General features: G+C 34.2%; 16 protein-coding genes and 1 pseudogene. 16 read left to right on the plus strand and 1 reads right to left on the minus strand.

Translation table 11 applies throughout. The features are described from left to right. The first annotated feature begins 698 nt into the window (after nt 1-698). From HZI73_RS04350 to HZI73_RS04420, 15 genes and pseudogenes are all read left to right on the plus strand, one after another. Nucleotides 699-2,255 (plus strand): glycosyltransferase family 39 protein, encoded by a 1,557-nt coding sequence (locus tag HZI73_RS04350; protein ID WP_212697041.1) that lies wholly within the window; start codon nt 699-701, stop codon nt 2,253-2,255. After that, complete coding sequence (locus tag HZI73_RS04355) at nt 2,252-3,109, plus strand: UbiA prenyltransferase family protein (RefSeq protein WP_212697042.1); 858 nt, start codon at nt 2,252-2,254, stop codon at nt 3,107-3,109. Before HZI73_RS04350 ends, HZI73_RS04355 begins: the two co-directional genes overlap by 4 nt. Before the next feature lie 105 nt (nt 3,110-3,214). Beyond that, nucleotides 3,215-4,216 (plus strand): radical SAM protein, encoded by a 1,002-nt coding sequence (locus tag HZI73_RS04360; RefSeq protein WP_246552357.1) that lies wholly within the window; start codon nt 3,215-3,217, stop codon nt 4,214-4,216. 577 nt (nt 4,217-4,793) lie between these two features. Then, the gene (locus HZI73_RS04365) at nt 4,794-6,056 is read left to right on the plus strand and encodes a putative glycoside hydrolase (RefSeq protein ID WP_212697043.1); all 1,263 of its coding nucleotides are present in this window, start codon (nt 4,794-4,796) and stop codon (nt 6,054-6,056) included. A gap of 30 nt (nt 6,057-6,086) precedes the next feature. Continuing rightward, nucleotides 6,087-6,464, plus strand: coding sequence for a hypothetical protein (locus HZI73_RS04370; protein ID WP_212697044.1), 378 nt, complete (start codon nt 6,087-6,089; stop codon nt 6,462-6,464). Nucleotides 6,465-6,526: 62 nt separating this feature from the next. Further along, nucleotides 6,527-7,468, plus strand: coding sequence for a hypothetical protein (locus HZI73_RS04375; RefSeq protein ID WP_212697045.1), 942 nt, complete (start codon nt 6,527-6,529; stop codon nt 7,466-7,468). A 392-nt stretch (nt 7,469-7,860) separates the two neighbouring features. Next, on the plus strand, nt 7,861-8,721 hold the full coding sequence (gene cdaA, locus HZI73_RS04380) for a diadenylate cyclase CdaA (RefSeq protein ID WP_212697046.1): 861 nt from the start codon (nt 7,861-7,863) through the stop codon (nt 8,719-8,721). Further along, on the plus strand, nt 8,714-10,045 hold the full coding sequence (locus tag HZI73_RS04385) for a CdaR family protein (protein ID WP_212697047.1): 1,332 nt from the start codon (nt 8,714-8,716) through the stop codon (nt 10,043-10,045). Before cdaA ends, HZI73_RS04385 begins: the two co-directional genes overlap by 8 nt. A 349-nt stretch (nt 10,046-10,394) precedes the next feature. Further along, nucleotides 10,395-11,753 (plus strand): phosphoglucosamine mutase, encoded by a 1,359-nt coding sequence (glmM, locus tag HZI73_RS04390; protein WP_212698693.1) that lies wholly within the window; start codon nt 10,395-10,397, stop codon nt 11,751-11,753. A gap of 2 nt (nt 11,754-11,755) precedes the next feature. Then, the gene (gene glmS / locus HZI73_RS04395) at nt 11,756-13,588 is read left to right on the plus strand and encodes a glutamine--fructose-6-phosphate transaminase (isomerizing) (RefSeq protein WP_212697048.1); all 1,833 of its coding nucleotides are present in this window, start codon (nt 11,756-11,758) and stop codon (nt 13,586-13,588) included. 576 nt (nt 13,589-14,164) lie between these two features. After that, nucleotides 14,165-14,479, plus strand: a complete 315-nt coding sequence (locus HZI73_RS04400; protein ID WP_212697049.1) for a hypothetical protein — start codon at nt 14,165-14,167, stop codon at nt 14,477-14,479. Between the two features lie 355 nt (nt 14,480-14,834). Next, nucleotides 14,835-15,680 (plus strand): hypothetical protein, encoded by an 846-nt coding sequence (locus HZI73_RS04405; protein ID WP_212697050.1) that lies wholly within the window; start codon nt 14,835-14,837, stop codon nt 15,678-15,680. 317 nt (nt 15,681-15,997) lie between these two features. Further along, nucleotides 15,998-16,851 (plus strand): annotated as a pseudogene (locus HZI73_RS04410) (helix-turn-helix transcriptional regulator). Beyond that, a complete protein-coding gene (locus HZI73_RS04415) occupies nt 16,844-18,199 on the plus strand; it encodes an MATE family efflux transporter (protein WP_212697051.1) in 1,356 nt (451 codons plus the stop codon). The pseudogene HZI73_RS04410 and the gene HZI73_RS04415 overlap by 8 nt, the downstream one beginning before the upstream one ends. 467 nt (nt 18,200-18,666) lie before the next feature. Then, nucleotides 18,667-19,548: a PA5033 family protein gene (locus HZI73_RS04420; RefSeq protein ID WP_212697052.1), complete on the plus strand. Its 882-nt coding sequence runs from the start codon at nt 18,667-18,669 to the stop codon at nt 19,546-19,548. Between the two features lie 127 nt (nt 19,549-19,675). Here HZI73_RS04420 and HZI73_RS04425 read toward each other — a convergent pair whose 3' ends face one another. Next, nucleotides 19,676-20,182 (minus strand): ferritin family protein, encoded by a 507-nt coding sequence (locus HZI73_RS04425; RefSeq protein WP_212697053.1) that lies wholly within the window; start codon nt 20,180-20,182, stop codon nt 19,676-19,678. Between the two features lie 328 nt (nt 20,183-20,510). Between HZI73_RS04425 and HZI73_RS04430 the strand changes: the two genes are divergently transcribed. Next, on the plus strand, nt 20,511-21,350 hold the full coding sequence (locus HZI73_RS04430) for a helix-turn-helix domain-containing protein (protein ID WP_212697054.1): 840 nt from the start codon (nt 20,511-20,513) through the stop codon (nt 21,348-21,350). The last annotated feature ends 2 nt before the right edge of the window (nt 21,351-21,352 follow it).

The following is a 21,352-nucleotide window of genomic DNA, read 5'->3' on the forward strand; positions in this document are numbered from 1 at the left end:
CTGCTGGCGGTGGCATAGCCACAAGCCAGTTGCTTTGACAATATGAGCTGCTAGTATTACCAGCTCACTTATGTATCTGTAACAAATAGCTTTGATGCTTATATTTAAAGGGTATTTTAGTTACATGGTAATTGTAACAAAGTAAGCTCACACTGGAATAATCTAGCTTACGACCACTTTACGACAGATTTACGACCATTTATAAAGAACTATATAGAGTTGTAAAATAGTCTAAAAAATTGAATGTACAGAAGTAGTGATATACAGAGATATAAAGAGTTATAAAAAAATCGGTATAATTTCCCAACCATGAAAAGCAAAGAGTAGATGATAGGGGCTTTCTCATATGAGAAAGTCCCATTATAGTAGATAAAAACGCTTATGAACAGATGTTCATAGGCGTTTTTTAATTAAAAATAATGTATTAACCGAACGTATCTTCAATCATTTACCTGAGTTTATGAGTATAAACAAGCAATAAAAGCATACCAATGGACATTAAGAATATCTTAAGAAAAATAATAGGTGGTTCTTCAATCCTTCTTGATAGACTAATAGCAATGTAGATGCACTTTATTTGGATAGTGGATGATGAGCAGTTAGACACACTTTTTACAGCAGTTCATAACCATTCATGCAGCTATATGTCAATATAAATTAAGCATTACTAAGGGATAAAGTAATAATGGAGATCGGACATGAAGAAATATCACATGCTAATAACGATAGTTTTCATAATACCTATGGTGTATACCATTGTATATGCCATTATACCAAGTACAGGTGCTATCTACACCCATGACTCAATAGCTTATACGTATGGAGCTAAAACATGGCTAGAAGGAAAAGGAATGCTATACTTTGGTTATAAAACACCCATCATCCAGTGGCCACCCCTCTACATTTTATGGATGACCATTCCTATTCGGTTAGGTATGGAACCAGCTTTATTTGTAAGATTAATGAACCCTCTACTACATGTCCTACTTGTAATCGTATTAGCCAAGTGGTTATGTAAGCATATGCACCATAAATGGATGGTTTATGTGGGGGTCGTACTGGTAACCTTTTCAATACCGATGCTCCATGTGATGCGATTTATATGGACAGAACCTGTTTTTATTGTACTATTTGTGATGGCATGTGTATGTTTTCACAACTACGTGGTAGGTCATCAACTGAAATGGTTAATGATAGCAGCTATTCTATCGGCATTATGTTGGCTAACCAGGTATATGGGTGTTACATTGCTTATGACATGCACCATCTATATGTTATGTCTTGAACAGCCTATTAGGAAAAAAGTGGGCCATGTTTTCTTATATGGCACCATTGCCTCGATGCCTATGGTCATATGGGTTATGAGAAATCTATTTATTTCTCATACGTTTACAGGGTCAAGAGGTATCCATAAGATACCCCTGTTGACGAATATACGCAAGAGTCTACATATCCTATATGTTTGGTTTGCCCCTGGAGATTCTGCTAATGGATGGGTGGTCTTACTTATCATCGTCATAACCATAGCCGTTGCATTTTGTGTAAAAAGGTGTTGGCGAAATGGTCACAAGAGTCATTCAAGTATGGGTGCTATGCTAATCCTATTTATTGGCTTATACAGCGCTATACTACTATTTATAGCATCTCATTATGCCATGGACCCACTTAACGACCGGATGTGGGTACCTATTTATATGCCTGTCATATGGTTACTGCTTATTGTGGTGGATCAGCTATTCGATCATGATGCCATGTTATCCGTTGGACGACTAGGTTCATGGTGTGTGACGTTAAGTATGGTGGTGACGATTTTTATCAATGTGTATCAAATGACACACTATATAAAGCACAAGGATGAGTTCCATGAAGCAAAGGAAGGATACAGATTCTATGGAGAGGAAAGTGCCATGATTCCTTATATCCAAGATATGGGGCTGGGTAAAGATGATGTCATTATGACAAATAATCCAGCTCTTCTCACATTCAATACGTCCATTGATTGTCGATGGACACCTAAGAGGAGGAGTATTGCGTTATATGAATATCCTGCTATCATGGGCTCTATTCATGGAAAACAAGTCTACATCGCATGGTTTGGTAAACCTGATCATGCAACATTCTATACAGTAGATGAACTAAAGCATTATCACACCATTAAAGCTGTTAAAACGTTTCATGAGGGAAGTATCTATAAAATAGATAAAACACATTTAACCATGAATAGACTAGAGCAAAATAGGTTGAAAGGAAGATGAAAAATTATATAGCGTTAATGCGACCAAAGCAATGGATTAAGAATGTTTTTGTTCTTGCATCCCTCTTGTTTTCCAAAAACTTTTTAATAGGGCATAAGATATGGACCATCGTATTATTAACGGGATATTTCATCATCATCTCTTCAATAATCTATGTGTTTAATGATATGGTAGATGTAGACAAGGATCGGTATCATCCGAAAAAGAAGTATCGTCCCTTAGCTTGTGGTGCACTGACCAAAAAACAAGCGATTATTTTTCTGGTGGTTCTGGGAATCATTGCGATGATGGTAAGTTTATTTTTTGAACCATTAGTGAATGGGATTATCCTAATCTATATGATAAATAACATCGGTTACAGTCTTATATTCAAGCATTATGTGATTATAGATGCCATCATCATTGCTATGGGGTTTTTGTTAAGGGTTGTTGTAGGAGCTCTAGCTATTCATGAGCATGTATCTTCTTGGATACTTATCTGTACATTTTTTATGGCTATGCTTATGGCACTAGGCAAAAGACGAAGCGAAATCATCTGTTTAGAAGAAAAGGCCAATGCACATCGCAAAAACCTACAGTTGTATTCCATTCAAGTATTGGATTATATGCTACTCATATGTGTTGCATGTACCATCATGACCTATAGTCTGTATTCTATTTTGGAACAACAAAGTCAACTGTTCTTAATCACCATTTTGTTTGTTTTTTATGGAGTCATTCGCTATATATTTCTTCTGTTTAACAGTGATGGAAGTAAGATGCCAGAAGAACTGATTATAGAAGATCAACCACTTGTTATGGCTATTGCTTGTTATGGGTTGGTGACAATAGGTATATTGGCTTTTATACCATAAAATTGGTTGGTATTGGGATAATGGTTTATTGAGGGGATTGGGTGAAACGTATGATGAGGGATAAGTATACATATTGGAAATGTAAATAATTAATAAGGAATAGTGATGGATATGTTAAAGGTATTGAACAATATAATAAGAAGAAAACCCATATTGGTTGTGTACGATGTGACCAAGCTCTGCAATGAACGTTGTCCCATGTGCAATATATGGAAAGAAAAAAGTCAGGATATGCCATTACATCATATTATGGAAAAGGCTAAGAAACTGAGAAAATTTGGGATTGGCTATGTGTTTATACAAGGGGGAGAGCCAACCCTTAGGACTGATCTCATTGCAATCATTGATGTGTTTATAGCCCATAAGATTAAGCCTACAGTCATTACCAACGGTATTTTAATGAACAAGGCGTTAGCAAGTGAGATAGCCAAGAGAAAGTGTAATCTATCCATCAGTTTGGACATACTGGGTGCAGAGAAATACAAAAAATATAGAGGTCTAGATGCGTACGAGCAGGTCATGGCCAATATTAAAACCATAGCACCCATCAAACGTCAAGGGAATTGGACCCTTACAACCACTGTTTCTAAGTTAACCCGGCTGGATGATGTGAAAGCCATAGAGCATTTAGCTGAGTCATTAGGGTTTATGTATGCCATTAGGCCATATGTGTATGTAAATGGTATAGCGGGGAGAAAAAATAATGACCTTATTTACGCATATGACGATATCGAACCTATATTTCGCTACATGCTAAATCGAGCAAGAAAGAATAATTATCTAGCAAGCTTAATCTATGAAGAACATATAAAATATATCAAAGGTGAAACCATGCCAACATGTGATGCCATGACGTATTCTATTGTGATGCTGGAAGATGGTACGTATGCGCCATGCATTGAGTTTGCACATAAAGCCATAGACATAGACACACTCAAAGAAGATAAGAAAGCCTATAACAGGATGATTACTACATGTAATGACAAAACACCTTGCTACTATAATTGTGCAAGAGAAATAGGCGTAATGATGAGAAAAAAATGGCGTATTCTCTTCAATGGTTTTAAAGTAGCTAGGCAAATGATTAGGTATGGGAATTTTTTCTAAAGCAGCTAATAGCCTAATAAACTTATAGCCAATCAATTATGACCATTAAGGAAGATGTCATGGCATAGTCATCAACAACATGATAGAATTACTAAACGAACACCATGGGAGGGGGTACTTCTATGGTGTTTTTTTGCCTTGCTGCGTTATGATTCCATTATTTCTTTATGACGAAAAATATGTTATACTGATTGAGGTCTTTTCATCATACTTTTATCATGTATGTATATAGAGGACTATTGAATAACTGGCATTGCTACATAAAACAAAATAGGGGGAATACCTTTAGCAAATAGTCGACAAATTTTGATTAAGAAATGTAATAAGTGCAATAATATAAAATGAACATAGACCATTAAATTTTCATTACAAAAACGACTTCGAATGATGATACGATGCTCTCTTAATATGCTTAGAAGCAGTTATAAATAGGGTATTTGGGTAAGATAACCAAGTCGTATTCTAGAAACTAAACCAAAAGTAAGCTGGCTAAAAAAGTGTCGATATTAAAAAATTTATATGCTATAATGAAACTAATATCGAGGGTTATCACTAAAAAAGATAGGAGAAATTGTTAATGGCTCATCCATATAAACGTCGACAGAAAAAAAATTACACATGGTTAATATTGATTTTATTAATTGTTCTTAGTGTAGGAGGATTTGGTTACTACAAGTTTTACATGAATGGCGATAGCGATTCGGCAGATAACGAGAGTATTATCGAAAAAATTATAAATCCAAACAAAGACAAAGAAGTGGTTGCACTTGAAGTAGGTTATAATGACTATCTTCATGCACCAACGGTAAGTTATGACTTATATCAAAAAGCACCTGCTGTGAAAGGTGTCTATGTGAATGCACCTGCTGCCAGTAGTAAAGAGAGGCTTGATACGTTAATTGAACTTGCCGACACCACAGAGATTAATGCATTTGTTGTTGATGTAAAAGACGATAATGGCCGTGTTACGTTTGAGATGGATATTCCAGAGGTAGACGAAGTTGAAGCAGAATATCGCTATATTAAAAATATCGATAGTTTTATGAATAAGCTATATGACCATGAGATATACCCTATAGCACGTATTGTGGCTTTTAAGGATCCTTATTTACCTAGAAGAAAAACAGATTATGCGATTAAAAATAAGGACGGTTCTCTATGGTTTTATGATAAAGTGCCTTGGCTAAACCCTTATAATAAGGATGTTTGGGTTTATGTCGTAAATATTGCTAAAAAAGCAGCAGAAGCAGGATTTAAGGAAATCCAGTTTGACTATATACGATTTGAAGCAACCAAACAATTAGAGAAGGTTGATTTTGGACCTGGCTCTGAAGAAAAAACCAGAATGGAAATCATTGCTGACTTTGTAGAATATGCTACAAATGAGCTAAGACCATATGGCGTCAAAGTTTCGGCAGATGTATTTGGTATTATTATTAATAGTAAGGTGGATGCAAAAGTCATTGGTCAAGATTATTTAAAAATGGCTGAAAAACTAGATGTTATATGTCCAATGGTATACCCATCACACTATGGTAAAGGCTTCTTTGGTATACCAAAAGATAAACACTCTGATCTATATCCATATGAAACCATTTTTGGTGCTATGGAAGACTCTAATGAAGAATACGAGAAACTTGAGGATAAAGAAGCAGCCATTGTCAGACCTTGGTTACAAGCTTTTACAGCTTCTTATCTTAGAAAACCTAATTATCGTGTATATGACGGTGAAGCCATAAGAGCGCAGATACAAGCAGTATACGATGCGGGTCTTGAAGAATGGATTTTATGGCATGCTGGAGCCAAATATAAAAAAGACGGTTTAATGCCTAAGGAATAAGTTGATGTAATGTGGTGAACGGAGGAACATATGAATAAAGAGAAAGTAAAGATCATGACACATTTGGCAATCTATGAAAAAAATATAGGTCAAGAGGATTTTGCTGTTAACAATTTCTTCAAATCCAACTATGTGTCCTATCAAAATTTTAAAACCCGGCTAAGTGTAGCCATTGCCTTGTGCATATTTTTTGGTATTGATTTAATTCAGAAGGTAACGAAAGACTTAAATAAAATAACAGAGTTTGATTTTATTGGTATAGGTATTAAGTATCTAATTATACTGGCTGTTGTATTAACCGTGTATACCATTATATCCACCATGATATATAGGAAGCGATATAAAAGTGCTGAGATTCGGATTGGAAAATACAAGAAGTTACTTGGCAAATTAGATCAGTTTAAATAGGGTTATTCATGAATAAAGATGACTTAACCCAATAAGGATTTTTTGAGGAGGATATTTTGAACATGACAAAGCTATATGAGATAAGAGAAGTGCTCATAACACTTTATAAACGATACGAGAAATGGGTTTTGCCTGTGCTGAAATTCATATTTGCATTGATGGTATTTTCTAAGCTAAACGGATTTCTTAATTACGCTAAGGTACTCAATAAACCCATCATCGATGTTGGCTTAGCTGCTATGGCAAGTTTTATACCTGGTAACTGGATTATTTTATTGTTGATTGTGGTGATTAGCAGCCACTTGGCATATGTGTCCATTGAAGCGGTAGCTATCATCTTTATTATCATGTTAGTCATATACTTGCTGTATTTGCGTCTAGTACCGAAAATGGCTTACCTTGTGATTGCAACACCATTACTCTTTTCATTAGGTATTCCTTATGTTTTACCTGTATTTGCAGGGCTGTTTATAGGACCGTTGGCTATTATTCCTATTGGTATCGGTATAGTCATCTATTTCTTTGGAGGGTACATTCCGTCCATTGTGGCCATCAAGTCCACAGACTTAACGAATATTCCAGATTCGCTTATGAGTATGTATAAAACAATCATGGATTCTTTGCTGGATGATAAAGCCATGTTGCTTACCATTATTATCTTTATAGCTGTTATCTTAATTACATATTTTATAAGTCGATTAGAATTTGATTATATTTGGTATTTTGCTATCATTGCAGGTGGCGTCACCAACATGCTTGGTTTTACAGTGGGCAACATTATTTTAAAAACGGATATATCCCTTGTTGGTGTGGTTTTGGGTTCCATCCTTGCAATAGCTGTGGTAGCAGCTTGTCAGTTTATGAAAGTCTCCGTGGATTATTCAAGAGCTGAGAAAGTACAGTTTGAAGACGACGATTATATTTATTATGTAAGAGCGATACCTAAAATAAAAATCGCAAAACAGATAAAGAAGATTAAGCGTATTAACAGTATACCTAAATAAATAGGTCATCAATGTTTAAAAAGCCAAAATGGGCTGTTGCAAAATGCATCTTGTAACAGCCCTTAAAATATAGCTATAATGCCATGTTTCAAAAGATATGTGGTTTTAACGAAATATTTTTGAAAATCTATGTTTCTTCAATCAAAATAATGCTATAATAATATTAGACTTATGTAGGTTGCCCCATGGGATAGAAAAGCTATAAGGGACAATGGGTATTTCATATAAAAAATGAGACACGAATAGTGCTATCGTGGAAAGCGGTAGAGCTTATTTAATAAAGAAAAAATGACGATATATAGGATGTAAACCTTATCGATTATTATATATAAATACAGATAACGATAAACATCATGTTGATTGCGTTCTAAGAGGTTGAAGAGGGTGTAAAAATGCAGCAATTTAGTTTTGATATGATATGGGAAAGCTTTACAAAATTTGATTTACCTATGATTCGCATAAAAGATGTCATCGAGATGTGTCTGATTGCTTTTGCCATTTATCAACTATTAAAGTGGATAAGAGGTACAAGGGCATGGACATTATTCAAAGGTATGATCATCATATTTATTGTATTTTTCCTAGCAAGTGTATTAAAACTGCATACCATTTTATGGGTATTTAGAAATACCATTAACGTGGGTATTATTGCTCTTGTTATTGTTTTTCAACCTGAACTTAGAAGTGCCCTGGAGCAGTTAGGAAGACGTGATTTTGTATCCACGTTCATGATATTTGATGATGATAATAAAGAGCGTATTACATTACAGTCCATTGAGGAACTGATTAAAGCCATTAATCAGATGTCCAAGTATAAAACAGGGGCTCTCATTGTTATTGAAAGAGAAGTGGGACTTGGTGAGTATGAAAGAACTGGTATACCTATTCATGCGGATATTTCAAGTGAGCTGCTGATTAATATATTTGAGCATAATACCCCTTTACATGATGGTGCTGTCATCATTCGACATAATCAGATTGTTGCAGCCACATGTTACTTACCTCTCTCCGATAATATGAGCCTGAGCAAAGAACTTGGGACAAGGCATCGTGCTGCTGTGGGTATCACAGAAGTATCGGATAGTGTGGTCATTATTATATCTGAAGAAACAGGTAAGATTTCCATGGCTATGGGTGGTAATATCATTCGTAATGTGGACAGTGATTACTTAAGAAATAAATTAGCGTATCAGAAGAAAACAGCCGACATTAAGAAATTTAAATTATGGAAAGGTAGACAGAAGGATGGGTAATATATTCACAAGAAATGTAGGTTGGAAAATTGTATCAATCGTATTGGCTTTTTTCATCTGGTTTGCTGTGATTAGAATAGAAGATCCTATTGATGAAGATGACTATGCGCCTATACCCGTACAGGTACTAAATGGAAACATTCCTATCGGTGATACCAATGTCATTACCGTTAATAAGAAAAAACAATATATTACCATTGATAAAGGTGAATACGTCAATGTTCGTGTATCGGCTAAAAGATCAGTTCTTGAAAAATTAAGGAATGGTGATATTAAGGCAACAGCCAATATTCAGGAACTATCCCCTTTTGGTGCTATTGAGGTTAAGATAGAGGGTGAAGAATTCAATGTGGTGAACATTGAACCTTCGCACATGTATGTAAGCTTGGAAAATAGTAAAACAGCAATTAAGTCCATTAATTATAGACATATAGGCACGGTTAAAGATTCTTATCGCATTATTGATACGGTTATGACACCTAACACCGTTGAGATAACGGGGGCAGAATCCACCGTCGACTCAGTGGATAAGGTATATGTAGACATTCAAGTAGAAGGTGAATCCAAAGATGTATCCACATCAGGTACAATTCGGTTATATCAAAAAAATAATGATGAAGTACTTTTGGATAAAAACATTGATAAAGTAGATGTATTGGTGAAAGTTAGGAAGTATAAAACGGTAACCCTTAATGTGAATCCAAGTGGCAAAGTTGCTAATGGCCATACATTTACAGGCAGCTCTGTTACACCTAAAAAAGTTGAGATAATCGGTACAGAAGAAGCTGTTAACAAAGTCAATATTGTTACTCTACCCGTGTCCCTTGAAGGACTTACAGAAGATACGAAAATCACTAAGAATATTAACGATTATCTTCCAGATGGTGTGACTGTTAGTACCCAGTCCAATGAACAAGCCACCATCGATGTAAAAGTTGATAAGATTGTGGACAAGGAAGTGACCATTGCACCTAACGATATCATTGCTAAATTACCACCAAATGGACTAAAATTATCCATTTTAGATGAAGAGGATATTAAACTCGTATTTAGTGGCATTCAACAGGAGTTAAATAGGGTTACAGCAAGATCTCTAGTTCCTAGTATTGATTTAAGTAATCTATCGGAAGGGACACATGAAGTGTCGTTAGTACTTGCTTATCCTAACACTGTTGAATTGGAATCAGACTTGCCTAAGATTACCGTTGAGCTAACAAAAGAAGTAGAAGATACAACCGGTGATAACCCAGATGATGAGCCATCAACGGATAATACAGACCCAGCAACTGATGGTGATGGATCTACAGAGAACGATAATAATTAATAGTAAACATATAGCAATGCATTTTCTTGATTAAGGGGATGCATTGTTTTTATGCATACAATGGGATTGCATCCTACTAGTATCATATAGATGTTGCTACATAAACCATGTAAAGCATAGTTTGTGTACAGCACAAGTCAATAACATTTTTGTAACATTGATTAAGCTAAAAACATATTACTATAATATAGACCAATCACTTAAGTGGTATATACCAGAAATGAAATTGAACAGGTTTTAAGGCGATTTTAATTGAAGGGAGAATTTACTAGTGCTATAATTGAAAACGTAAAATATCAAAGGCCTTGATAATTAAAGATACTATAAGGGACATGAAAGGAAAAAGATGATGGGAAAATTATTTGGGACAGATGGTGTTCGTGGCGTAGCAAATCAGGAACTTACCATTGATCTAGCATTTAAGTTAGGGCAGGCAGGCGCCTATGTCTTAACAAAAGAAAATAAGCATAAACCAACCATTTTAATTGGAAGAGATACAAGGATTTCAGGAGAAATGTTATCAGCAGCAATTATAGCAGGTATTTGTTCCGTAGGCGCTAATGCCGTCAGCTTAGGCATCGTACCCACACCAGCTGTTGCACACTTAACAAGGCTATACAACGCAGATGCAGGTGTGGTCATATCCGCATCCCATAATCCAGTAGAATACAACGGCATTAAATTCTTTAATAATAAGGGACATAAGTTATCGGATGCGCTGGAAGAAGAAATAGAAGACATTATCTTACATAATATGGATGAGATTCAATTAAGTATAGGAACCGATATTGGAAGAGTAACACATAAAACAGAAAGTATACATGCATATATCGATTACGTGAAAACACGCATAGATATGGACCTAAAAGGCATGAAGATTGTTATAGATTGTGCGAATGGTGCCTCTTATGTATCTGCCCCAGAGACTTTACGTCAATTAGGTGCAGAAGTGTTCATCATTCATAATGAACCAGATGGCACCAACATCAATAAAAAATGCGGGTCAACCCACATGGACGATTTAAAGCATTTTGTGAAACAGATTGGTGCGGACATTGGTCTTGCCTTTGATGGCGATGCAGACCGTTGTTTAGCAGTAGATGAATGCGGACAGATGGTAGATGGCGACCAGATTATGGCCATCTGCGGTAATTACATGAAAATGCAAGGTACTCTGAAAAAAGATACCATTGTGGCAACTGTTATGAGTAACCTTGGCTTATTTATGATGGGAAAAGAAAAAGGTATTCAGATTGAGCAGACAACAGTTGGCGATCGTTATGTACTTGAGAAGATGATGGAAGAAGATTATAATCTGGGTGGAGAACAGTCAGGTCATATTATTTTCTTAGATGAAAATACAACAGGTGATGGATTATTAACAGCTCTACACCTTTTAGAAGCGTTAAAGCATTCCGACAAAACCTTGTCAGAACTTGCTAAGGTAATGGATGTACTGCCACAGATTTTAGTGAATGCAAAAGTAAAGAATGAACATAAAATGAAGTACTTAGAAGACCCAGAGATTAAGAAGGTTATTGACCAGCTAGAAGAAAAATTCCATGGTGAAGGTCGTGTATTGATTAGACCATCAGGAACAGAACCTTTAGTGCGTGTGATGATTGAAGGAAAAGATCAAGAAGCCCTAACCAAAGAAGCGAAGCAGTTAGCGGTATTAATAGAAAGTAGATTGAATGAGGAGGAATAGGAATGTGTGGTATAGTAGGTTATATAGGTGATAGAGAAGCAACGCCTATCTTAATAGATGGTTTAAAAAGTTTAGAATATAGGGGCTACGATTCAGCTGGTGTCTCTATCCATAATGAAGCAATTATGTCCATTAAAACAAAGGGACGATTGAAAAGGCTGGAAGAGCGGTTAACAGAGGAACCACTACAAGGCACCATTGGTATAGGTCATACTCGTTGGGCAACTCATGGGGAGCCATCAGATGTAAACTCCCATCCTCACTTGAATGGTTCATGTACCATATCCTTGGTGCATAATGGGATTATTGAGAATTATATGAACCTAAAGGAAGAATTAGAAGCCATGGGGCAAGCATTTTTATCCGAAACGGATACAGAAGTTGCTGTTCAGTTAATTGATTACTATTATAGAGAATCACATGATTTATTAGATGCTGTTTTACAAGCAGTTGATCGTATTGATGGTTCCTACGCATTTGGTGTGATGTGCCATGAAGAGCCAGATAAATTAATAGCAGTAAGAAAAGACAGCCCTCTTGTTATCGGTGTGGGTAAAGGTGAGAATTTTATTGCATCGGATATTCCAGCTATCTTAGAACATACGAGAGACATTTACCTCTTGGAAGATAAAGAGGTTGCCATTGTAACCAAGGAAGATATTACCATCATGGATACGACTAAGCAAGTTATTCAACGGGATGTCTTCAATGTGACTTGGGATATAAAAGCCGCTCAGAAAGATGGCTATGACCACTACATGTTAAAAGAAATATTCGAACAACCAAAGGTAGTGAAAGATACATTAGCGCCAAGACTTCCAATGGACCAAGACGATATTGTTCTTGATAACATTACCCTTACAAAGGAAGTCCTTGAAAAGATTAACAAAATTTATATTGTTGCCTGTGGTACAGCTTCATACACGGGCTTAGTAGGTAAATATTTGATTGAAAGAGTGGCTAGAATACCTGTTGTTGCAGAAGTGGCATCAGAATTCCGTTACCGTGACCCCATTATGGATGAAAATACGCTAATGATCGTGGTGTCACAATCAGGGGAAACTGCTGATACATTGGCAGCATTACGATTGGCTAAACAAGCAGGAGCTCATGTCATTGGTATTGTTAACGTGGTTGGTTCCACCATATCCAGAGATGCAGATGACGTGCTCTATACCCTGGCTGGTCCAGAAATAGCCGTTGCATCAACGAAGGCTTATTCTGCACAATTGTGTGCCATGTATCTGTTATCCATTAAGATTGCTATGGAACTTGGTAAACTATCCAAGGATGCATTCATTGAACTACGTAAAGAACTCTATTTATTGCCAGAAAAGGTATCTCAGGTTCTAAGTCAAGTAGACGATATTAAAGCATTAGCAGACAAATACATTAACTCTAAGAACGTCTTTTACATTGGTAGAGGTCTTGATTTTGCAGTATCCATGGAAGGGGCTCTTAAGCTCAAGGAGATAGCTTACCTACACGCTGAGCCTTATGCCGCAGGTGAATTAAAACACGGCCCAATAGCCCTTATTGAAGATAATTCACTACTTGTTGGACTTACAGCCCACGAAGAGTTATATGATAAGACAGTAAGTAATATCAAAGAAGTTAAGGCAAGAGGAGCTAATGTATTGGCCATTGCATTAGAAGATAATAAAGATATCAGTAAAATAGCCGATGATGTGATTTATGTTCCAAGAACTCACTGGATGTTCACATCACTCCTTGCAAATATTCCACAGCAGATCTTTGCTTATTATATTTCTGTTGGGCTTGGGCATGATGTTGATAAGCCTAGGAATTTAGCTAAGAGTGTGACGGTGGAGTAGGTGGCTTATGAATATTATAGTCAGCTGTAGCAAAAGAAAAATGTTTGCCAAACGATAAAATAGTTTGCCTAGATAGAAAAAAGATTGCCAAATAATAATAAAGATTGTCTATTCTAATGAAAAAAAGAATAGGCAATCTTTTCTTTTTATGTAATGCTAATCCTTACTTAAATGTAATGACAATCTGCCATACACTATTGCCATCGGTGCGTGACAATGATTGCTTTTCCCATCCGTTTCCATCACTAATATATCTGGTACCTCTAAAAATGCCTTAAGCATAGGTGATTTTGTTGATACTTCTTATGTTTCTAGTTGAACAATTCGTATGAAAAACTTTTTGACCTGTGAAAACAAAGGTAAATTTTCAGAATATGACAATATATAACATATAATGATTATAATAAACATTATTTATACTGATTAGAAGCGTTATATTGTATTTATTTTTATATTAACTACTTAAATACAATAATTTAAAATAATACAAAATAATAAATGGACATGCACAAAAATGTGTGTTAATATGTTAGAGTAAGTCTATAAGATAAAAAATATTATTTAGGAGGGATTTACATGAAAATAATTAGAAAATTATTAATAGTGGCGTTATCTATGGCAATCTTCACAACGTCCATGCCTGCTATGGCAAGTGTTAGTTCAGAAAAACAACATGTGAGTTATAGTTCAAGTAGAAGTTGTTCAGAGGGAAATCATTCCTGGCGTATTAGTAAAGTAACAACTATAGATCCTGAGTTTAAATTTGAAGTGGGTATAAAATACTATCGAGAAAAGTATACTCATTATACTCATAAAACTTGTAGGGTGTGTAGCGAGTTTAGAAGTATAGAAGAAGGTGTAACATATAGTGACTGGGTGCCAATGTATTAATTTTGAATATTAAAACAAAGTTTTATTTTAATATGAGATTAAAGCTGAAGTACATAAAAAAGTAATGACATCACTTCAAGAGCAATGATAAAATGATACTTGAAGTGGTGTCTATTCTTATGGTTAAATAAAGAAATTAATGGTTGCACAACATAACTCTTATTCGTCTCAAATAAAGGCACAAATTCCATTAACAAATCCATATCTCATAATAAAAATCTAAGTTTGTCTCCTGAAAAAACTTGTTAATCAGCTTGTTATTTGATAAGATAAAGTTCGACACCTATTACATCCTTTAGTGAGAGTTTGTTAATGAACTTTATCATATACTAAATTATCTTGGAGGGGTTAATTTATGAAAAGATTACTTTTACTACTATTGCTTGTATTATGCCTTTCAGGTTGTATGAAATTTGTTCAAACCCCACATAAACATAATGAACAAGAAACATCAGATAATCTAAGTAGCTCAAGTTCAGAACAAAAATCAGATTCTTTATATGCTGAAATAAATGATAATATACATGAATTAAATAATGCTCTCCTCAAAGAAATTGTACAGAGCTATTTTCTTGTTTTTGATTTTGATATGTCTTTTAATGAGGATGATTTTGTGGATTATGAAAGAGCCTATCAATATATGAGGAGTGCGGGGACATATCCAATAGAGCCTTTTGAATACTGGAAGATATTTGAGAAGTATTATGATTCAAAATCAGATCAGTATACCATTCCTGTCGAACTTGTTGATAAGCTTATATTAGAGGAAAAAATAAAATCTTCACAGTTTGCCGGACTTACTGTAGTTGATGATACTTATATAGTTGAGAGTTCCTTTTGGACCGTGAGACCAGAGCTTCATGGGTATTTTAACAAAGATACATGGACACTTACAGTACCATCAGAAATTGTGGATGAATATATATTGAGCAAGTTTAATACAAAAATAGACTACTCACAAGTTAAAGAATATGATGAAAACAGCCACACCTATACTTATGAGCCGTTTATGGGATCATTTCATTACGATATATCCGTTGATGAAGTAATAGTTGATGATGAGATCGTAAAATTTAAGTGTATACTAACGAATGAGATAGAGGAAAATGAAAGTCTTTCTTATGAGACGACTTTTGTAATAAAGTTTGTACATGGTGAGTATAAATTTTTATCTGTTGATATTAAAGATAATAACATATAGTTTTTATGTGTTGAAGGTTTATTTGAGAACAAAGTAAGAGGTATGAGCATGACTCCACTTAGAAAAGAGAATGGTTTCAGAACTATTATATATAAGGCATAAGCTTATAGCAGATGAGAAAATACGAGTACTTTTTTTAATCCTTAACGGGAAGCCAAAAAGGTGCTTTTTTATGCCCTAAAATAAGAAACGTGGGTTTGGAAGCAAAAGGAGAGAGGGTTTGATGGGGATAGATTAAGAGGTTAGAAAATAGCAAGAATCATTAAATATGCTTAATAGGAATTTGTTATAATCCTGTATGAAAGGAGGAAGCTGCAATGTTTTGTAAAGTAATGCATGTTATAGATACTATTGACTATATAGAGGAGCATTTATCTGAGAAGCTGGATTTAGATATAGTAGCAAGTGCTGTTCACTATTCAAAATATTATGTACACCGAATATTTACAACTTCCGTTGGTTTAACAATACATGATTACATACAACGAAGAAAGTTGACGGAAGCTGCAAAATTGCTGGTATTTTCAAATAGGCCTATCATTGAAATTGCATTGGTAGCTGGATATGAAAGTCAACAAGCATTTACTTCTATTTTTAAAGCGATGTATAAGAAATCTCCTAATCAATTTCGGAGAGATCAGGAATTTTATCCTTTGCAGCTAAGATTTGTTTTGAAGAAAAAGAACATAGGTTTAGGGAATATTCAGAAATTACAACAAGAAATTACACTTGCAACCTTATGGGATATTCCATTATGGATGGACTTAGTAAGATTAGTCATAGACGGTTTCCCTAATTTGCAGGAGGAAGAATATATACTTCAGCTGAAACAGTGTATTGTTGAAAAAAGAGCTTTAATATTCAAATTTGATAATATTGCTATTGGAAATATGATATTTAATCAAGACACAGGAAGATTGACTTTTTTGGGATACATCCCCAATATCGTCATTCTGAAATAGCACAAGCATTTCTTGAGAAAGTTATGAATGACTTTTTGATAAATACTGCTGTTTCAATCACTACTTTTCGTGAGGGAGATAAAGCAGATACAGGACAAAGAAAAATGCTAAAACAGTTAGGTTTTGCAGAAGCAGAACTATTAATAGAATTTGGATACCCTACACAGAAGCTTGTGTTATCTTCTGAGAAAGGAAAAAGCAATGAATAAATCTGATAACCCTTTGTCACAAGATTTCACTTTACTTTCTTTATTAAGATTTGCTTTCCCGTCTATTGTAATGATGATCTTTATGGGACTATATACTATCGTTGATACCATATTTGTATCAAGACTGGTGAATACCAATGCACTGTCAGCGATAAATATTGTATGCCCTGTAATAAATATTATTATTGGTTTAGCGTCTATGATTGCTACTGGTGGAAATGCTATTGTTGCAAAAAAAATGGGAGCGAATGAAAGAAAAAGGGCAAATCAAGACTTTACATTATTGATTATTTTCGGAGTTTTACTGGGTTTGCTTATAACAATTTTGGGAGTTGTGTTTATCGATAAAATTATATGGGAATTTGGCTCAAATAAAATATTATATCCATATTGTAAAAGCTATTTATTAGTTATATTGATTTTTACCCCTGCCAGCATCTTGCAAGTTCTTTTTCAAAATTTGATTATAACAGCAGGAAAGCCAATGCTAGGATTGATATTATCAGTTGGAGCAGGTGTCATCAATATTATATTTGATTATATCTTCATTGTTCCATTTAAAATGGGGATTACTGGTTCTGCTCTAGGTACGGGTATTGGCTATGTAGTTCCAACTGTAGTTGGAATCATAATTTTTCTTAGAGGTAAGGGTACATTGAAATTTGTAAGACCAATTTTAGACATAGGTGTATTAATTGAAAGTTGCTGCAATGGTTTTTCAGAAATGGTTAGTCAGATGTCAACAGCAATGACAACATTTTTGTTCAACTTGATTATGATGAATTTGCTGGGAGAGAATGGTGTTGCTGCGATTACTATTATTATCTATACACAGTTTATGCTAACTGCTCTCTATATAGGTTTTTCTATGGGGGTTGCGCCAATAATTAGTTATAACTATGGAGCGAAGAATTATCAAAGGTTAAAAAAGATATTTAATAATAGTATGTTGTTTATATGTATAATGTCTATTTTAGTTTGGCTAGGATCATTATTTGGTGGTTTTTTATTGATTCATATTTTTAGTCCACAAAATACAGAGGTGTTTAACATAACAAATAATGGCTTTTCCATCTTTAAATATTCATTTTTGTTATGTGGTTTTAATATTTTTACTTCTGCTATGTTTACTGCCTTATCCGATGGAAAAATCTCTGCTATCATTTCATTTCTAAGAACATTTGTATTTATTGCAGTTGGACTTTCTATATTACCAACAATGTTAAATGTTCTGGGGGTATGGATTGCTGTACCATTTGCTGAACTACTTACACTAATTATTTCGGTTATATTTATCATGAAATATAGAAGTAAGTGTTCCAACAAAATAAACTCGTGCGAAAGATAAGAATGGTGTGATAAAGTCATGTAGTTTTTGGATGAAAAAGTCTAGAGTACATGACTTATTTCAAAGGGTTGTGGTAAAATCAGTATTTTTAACAATCTTATCCTAAAAAAGATCAGTTTTTGAATTTATATTTCATTAACTGGTCTTTTTTCTTTGTACTAACATGGTGCATATTGTTTAACACATGACAGAAACATATTACCTTTTAGTCATATTTTCACAATTTACATATCACAAACTTTATCCTCTCTCCATACTGACGTCTATCGTTGGGTCAATTTATAGTTATAATATTTTAATAATATAATAATTATATTATATATAGTTAGTATAAATTTGTATTAACTATATATAAGTAAATAATATTGAAAAGTAGATATTGAAAGGAGATGATAAAAGCTAATTTAAATAATACCATTTTAACCATTTTACGAAAATAATAAATCATTTTTCAGGAGGTCTATAATATGAAGAAAAGAGTATCTATTGTGTGTGTTTTATCGTTAGTCATGTCACTATTTTGGAGTTCTCAAGCTCAAGCAGCAACTAGAGTATATATGGGAAGTTGGGATTTAAACGGTAATGGTCAATTACAAAGTGTTTATAATCGAGGTTCATATATCCAGGTTGAACAACCTACAGGAGGGTTTAAGTCATATTCCATAACCAGTGGAAGTTGGGCATTATTAAAAGGAGGTGTTACCGATACAGATGGTCTTCCAGGCAATGAAATGGTGATTAATTGCGGTTCATATATTAAAATAATCCGTGACGCAAAAGGTACAACAAAAACATACTCGGTAACCAGTGGGAATTGGGCTTTATTACAAGGTGGTATAACCAATACAGATGGTAACCCTGGCAATGAAATTGTTATTAATTGCGGTTCTTATATAAAAATAATCCGTGACGCAAAAAGTACGACAAAAACATACACAGTAACCAGTGGAAATTGGGCTTTATTACAAGGTGGTATAACCGATACGGATGGCTATCCAGGTAATGAAATTGTTATTAATTGCGGTTCTTATATAAAAATAATCCGTGACGCAAAAAGTACGTCAAAAACATACACAGTAACCAGTGGGAATTGGGCTTTATTGAGTGGCGGTATAACCGATACGGATGGGCATGCAGGTAATGAAATCGTTATTAATTGCGGTTCTTATATAAAAGTAATCCGTGACGCAAAAAGTACATCAAAAACATACACCACAACCAGCGGAAATTGGTCTCTAGTTGGTATTTATAACTATGATGGTAACCCTGGCAATGAAATTATATATCGATACAGCAGTGGTACATTTGCAATATTTGATGCAACAGGTACAAAGCGTAAGATAGGATAGATGGACTTAATAAGATTGCCCTTATAAAAAGTTATTTATAAAGGCAATCTTTATTTTTATACTATCATTCAACTGTAAAGACTTAGTGTAAAAAGTTTCCAATAGAACAAGCAAATGAAGTGGGCTTTTACTCTAGTATAAAATTAACTAATTCATCCCATTTATGTAGCTTGAGGTTTTGGTATTTATCATAAAAGAAATCCCGATGTTCTTCTTCCCAAGCAGCCATAGAAGATAAGAACGCTTTAACAGATGGCTCATCTATGCTATCAGCAGCTTTTTTATAAAACTCTGCAAAATCATGTTCAATTAAGTAAGCCATTCTGAGAACAGTGATATCTGAAAGATTTTGATCTAATGTAAACGTATCTAGATTAGCTGTGAAGATATCTGGGCTTTTAACTTTTGAATTATCATCTACCACCCAAGAAATATCTTGTAATGTTTTGCCTCCTAATAGATCATCATACGTCTCTTTTAGTACATAGTAATGCTCTTTTTCTACCTTTTCTAAATCTGAGAATAATTTCTTGATATGTTCATCCTTTACTTGCTCAGAATAAAACCCATAAAAAACTTGACCTTGTCTTTCCATATTCATTGCAAATTGTAATATTTTCTTTATTTTTTCCATAGTGCCTAACTCCTTTCAAGTATATTACAATAATCATATCATATTTAATAATTAATATCAACAAAAAATAATTATTAGTTATTTACAAGGGTTTTATCAATAGTTGCAGATACGAATCCCTAATGTTATAATACTATATTATAATTTTCACACATACAGAGTATGACGATAGATAATCATTTACGGCACATGAGGTATCTTTATAGTTACTTTAAGATGCTGTGAAAGAAGTTGTAAATATATTAAGAATTACCCTTGTGGAATAATGGATAAAAAACAGATGCATAATCAAGATAGTTAGGTTTATAGATATTTATTTGGAGGGCTTATGTTTATATCAAAAGGAAAAGACTTTTTTTCTGAAAAGGATAATTTCTATATTGGAGACTTTTATGCCTCCAAGAACTTGCTTTTTCATGAGCACACACATGATCATTATGAAGTGTATGTGTGTATTCAAGGTAAATTTGAAGAAGTTTGTAATGGAGAAAAATATACGATTCATGAAGGGGATTTTAGATTTGTTAGATATTCCGATACCCATGAGCTAAAGTCCATTAAAGAGAGTAGTGCTTTAAGAAATATTGCCATTGAAGCTAACTTATTTGAACGTATTATCGCATCATTAAAACCCAATGCCATAGATGGTATTTTTTCCCACTTTAAACTATCTGGTAGTAAATTTAAGGACTATATGAAGAAAACAGAAATCTTGATGTATAATCATACCATTTCCAAAGCTAAAATGGTGGAACATATCGTCATAGATTTATTAATAGAGGCTATGAGTTATAAAGCCAATTCACGTGAAGTGCCTTATTGGTTAGAAGATGCCTGTGAGCGTATGAAAGAACAGAAAAACTATGTTGCTGGGTTAAACAGGTTCGTTGAACTATCGGGGAAAACACAAGCATATCTATCCAGGCAAATGAATACATTTTATCAGCAAACACCAACAGATTATATTAATGATATACGGTTAAAAGCCGCTATTAAGCGGTTAGTTACTACAGATCAGTTAATAGAAGATATTGCTTATGATTGCGGCTATAACAACTTATCTTATTTTAATCGTGTTTTCAAGAATAAATACAGCTTAACACCAAGAGAATATCGTAGCAAAAGCAATCGCTTTATTAATTTTGAACACATGTTAATCGATGAATAGAA

It is taken from the genome of Vallitalea pronyensis, from assembly GCF_018141445.1.
GTDB classification, from domain to species: domain Bacteria; phylum Bacillota; class Clostridia; order Lachnospirales; family Vallitaleaceae; genus Vallitalea; species Vallitalea pronyensis.

What these genes read in the sequence shown, in the direction of transcription:
- HZI73_RS04420 (WP_212697052.1), top strand. Translation starts at nt 18,667, where the DNA reads ATGAAGAAAAGAGTATCTATTGTGTGTGTTTTATCGTTAGTCATGTCA.
- cdaA (WP_212697046.1), top strand. Translation starts at nt 7,861, where the DNA reads ATGCAGCAATTTAGTTTTGATATGATATGGGAAAGCTTTACAAAATTT.
- HZI73_RS04365 (WP_212697043.1), top strand. Translation starts at nt 4,794, where the DNA reads ATGGCTCATCCATATAAACGTCGACAGAAAAAAAATTACACATGGTTA.
- HZI73_RS04370 (WP_212697044.1), top strand. Translation starts at nt 6,087, where the DNA reads ATGAATAAAGAGAAAGTAAAGATCATGACACATTTGGCAATCTATGAA.
- HZI73_RS04355 (WP_212697042.1), top strand. Translation starts at nt 2,252, where the DNA reads ATGAAAAATTATATAGCGTTAATGCGACCAAAGCAATGGATTAAGAAT.
- HZI73_RS04360 (WP_246552357.1), top strand. Translation starts at nt 3,215, where the DNA reads ATGGATATGTTAAAGGTATTGAACAATATAATAAGAAGAAAACCCATA.
- HZI73_RS04375 (WP_212697045.1), top strand. Translation starts at nt 6,527, where the DNA reads ATGACAAAGCTATATGAGATAAGAGAAGTGCTCATAACACTTTATAAA.
- HZI73_RS04430 (WP_212697054.1), top strand. Translation starts at nt 20,511, where the DNA reads ATGTTTATATCAAAAGGAAAAGACTTTTTTTCTGAAAAGGATAATTTC.
- HZI73_RS04415 (WP_212697051.1), top strand. Translation starts at nt 16,844, where the DNA reads ATGAATAAATCTGATAACCCTTTGTCACAAGATTTCACTTTACTTTCT.
- HZI73_RS04385 (WP_212697047.1), top strand. Translation starts at nt 8,714, where the DNA reads ATGGGTAATATATTCACAAGAAATGTAGGTTGGAAAATTGTATCAATC.
- glmS (WP_212697048.1), top strand. Translation starts at nt 11,756, where the DNA reads ATGTGTGGTATAGTAGGTTATATAGGTGATAGAGAAGCAACGCCTATC.
- HZI73_RS04350 (WP_212697041.1), top strand. Translation starts at nt 699, where the DNA reads ATGAAGAAATATCACATGCTAATAACGATAGTTTTCATAATACCTATG.
- glmM (WP_212698693.1), top strand. Translation starts at nt 10,395, where the DNA reads ATGGGAAAATTATTTGGGACAGATGGTGTTCGTGGCGTAGCAAATCAG.
- HZI73_RS04400 (WP_212697049.1), top strand. Translation starts at nt 14,165, where the DNA reads ATGAAAATAATTAGAAAATTATTAATAGTGGCGTTATCTATGGCAATC.
- HZI73_RS04405 (WP_212697050.1), top strand. Translation starts at nt 14,835, where the DNA reads ATGAAAAGATTACTTTTACTACTATTGCTTGTATTATGCCTTTCAGGT.
- HZI73_RS04425 (WP_212697053.1), bottom strand. Translation starts at nt 20,182, where the DNA reads ATGGAAAAAATAAAGAAAATATTACAATTTGCAATGAATATGGAAAGA.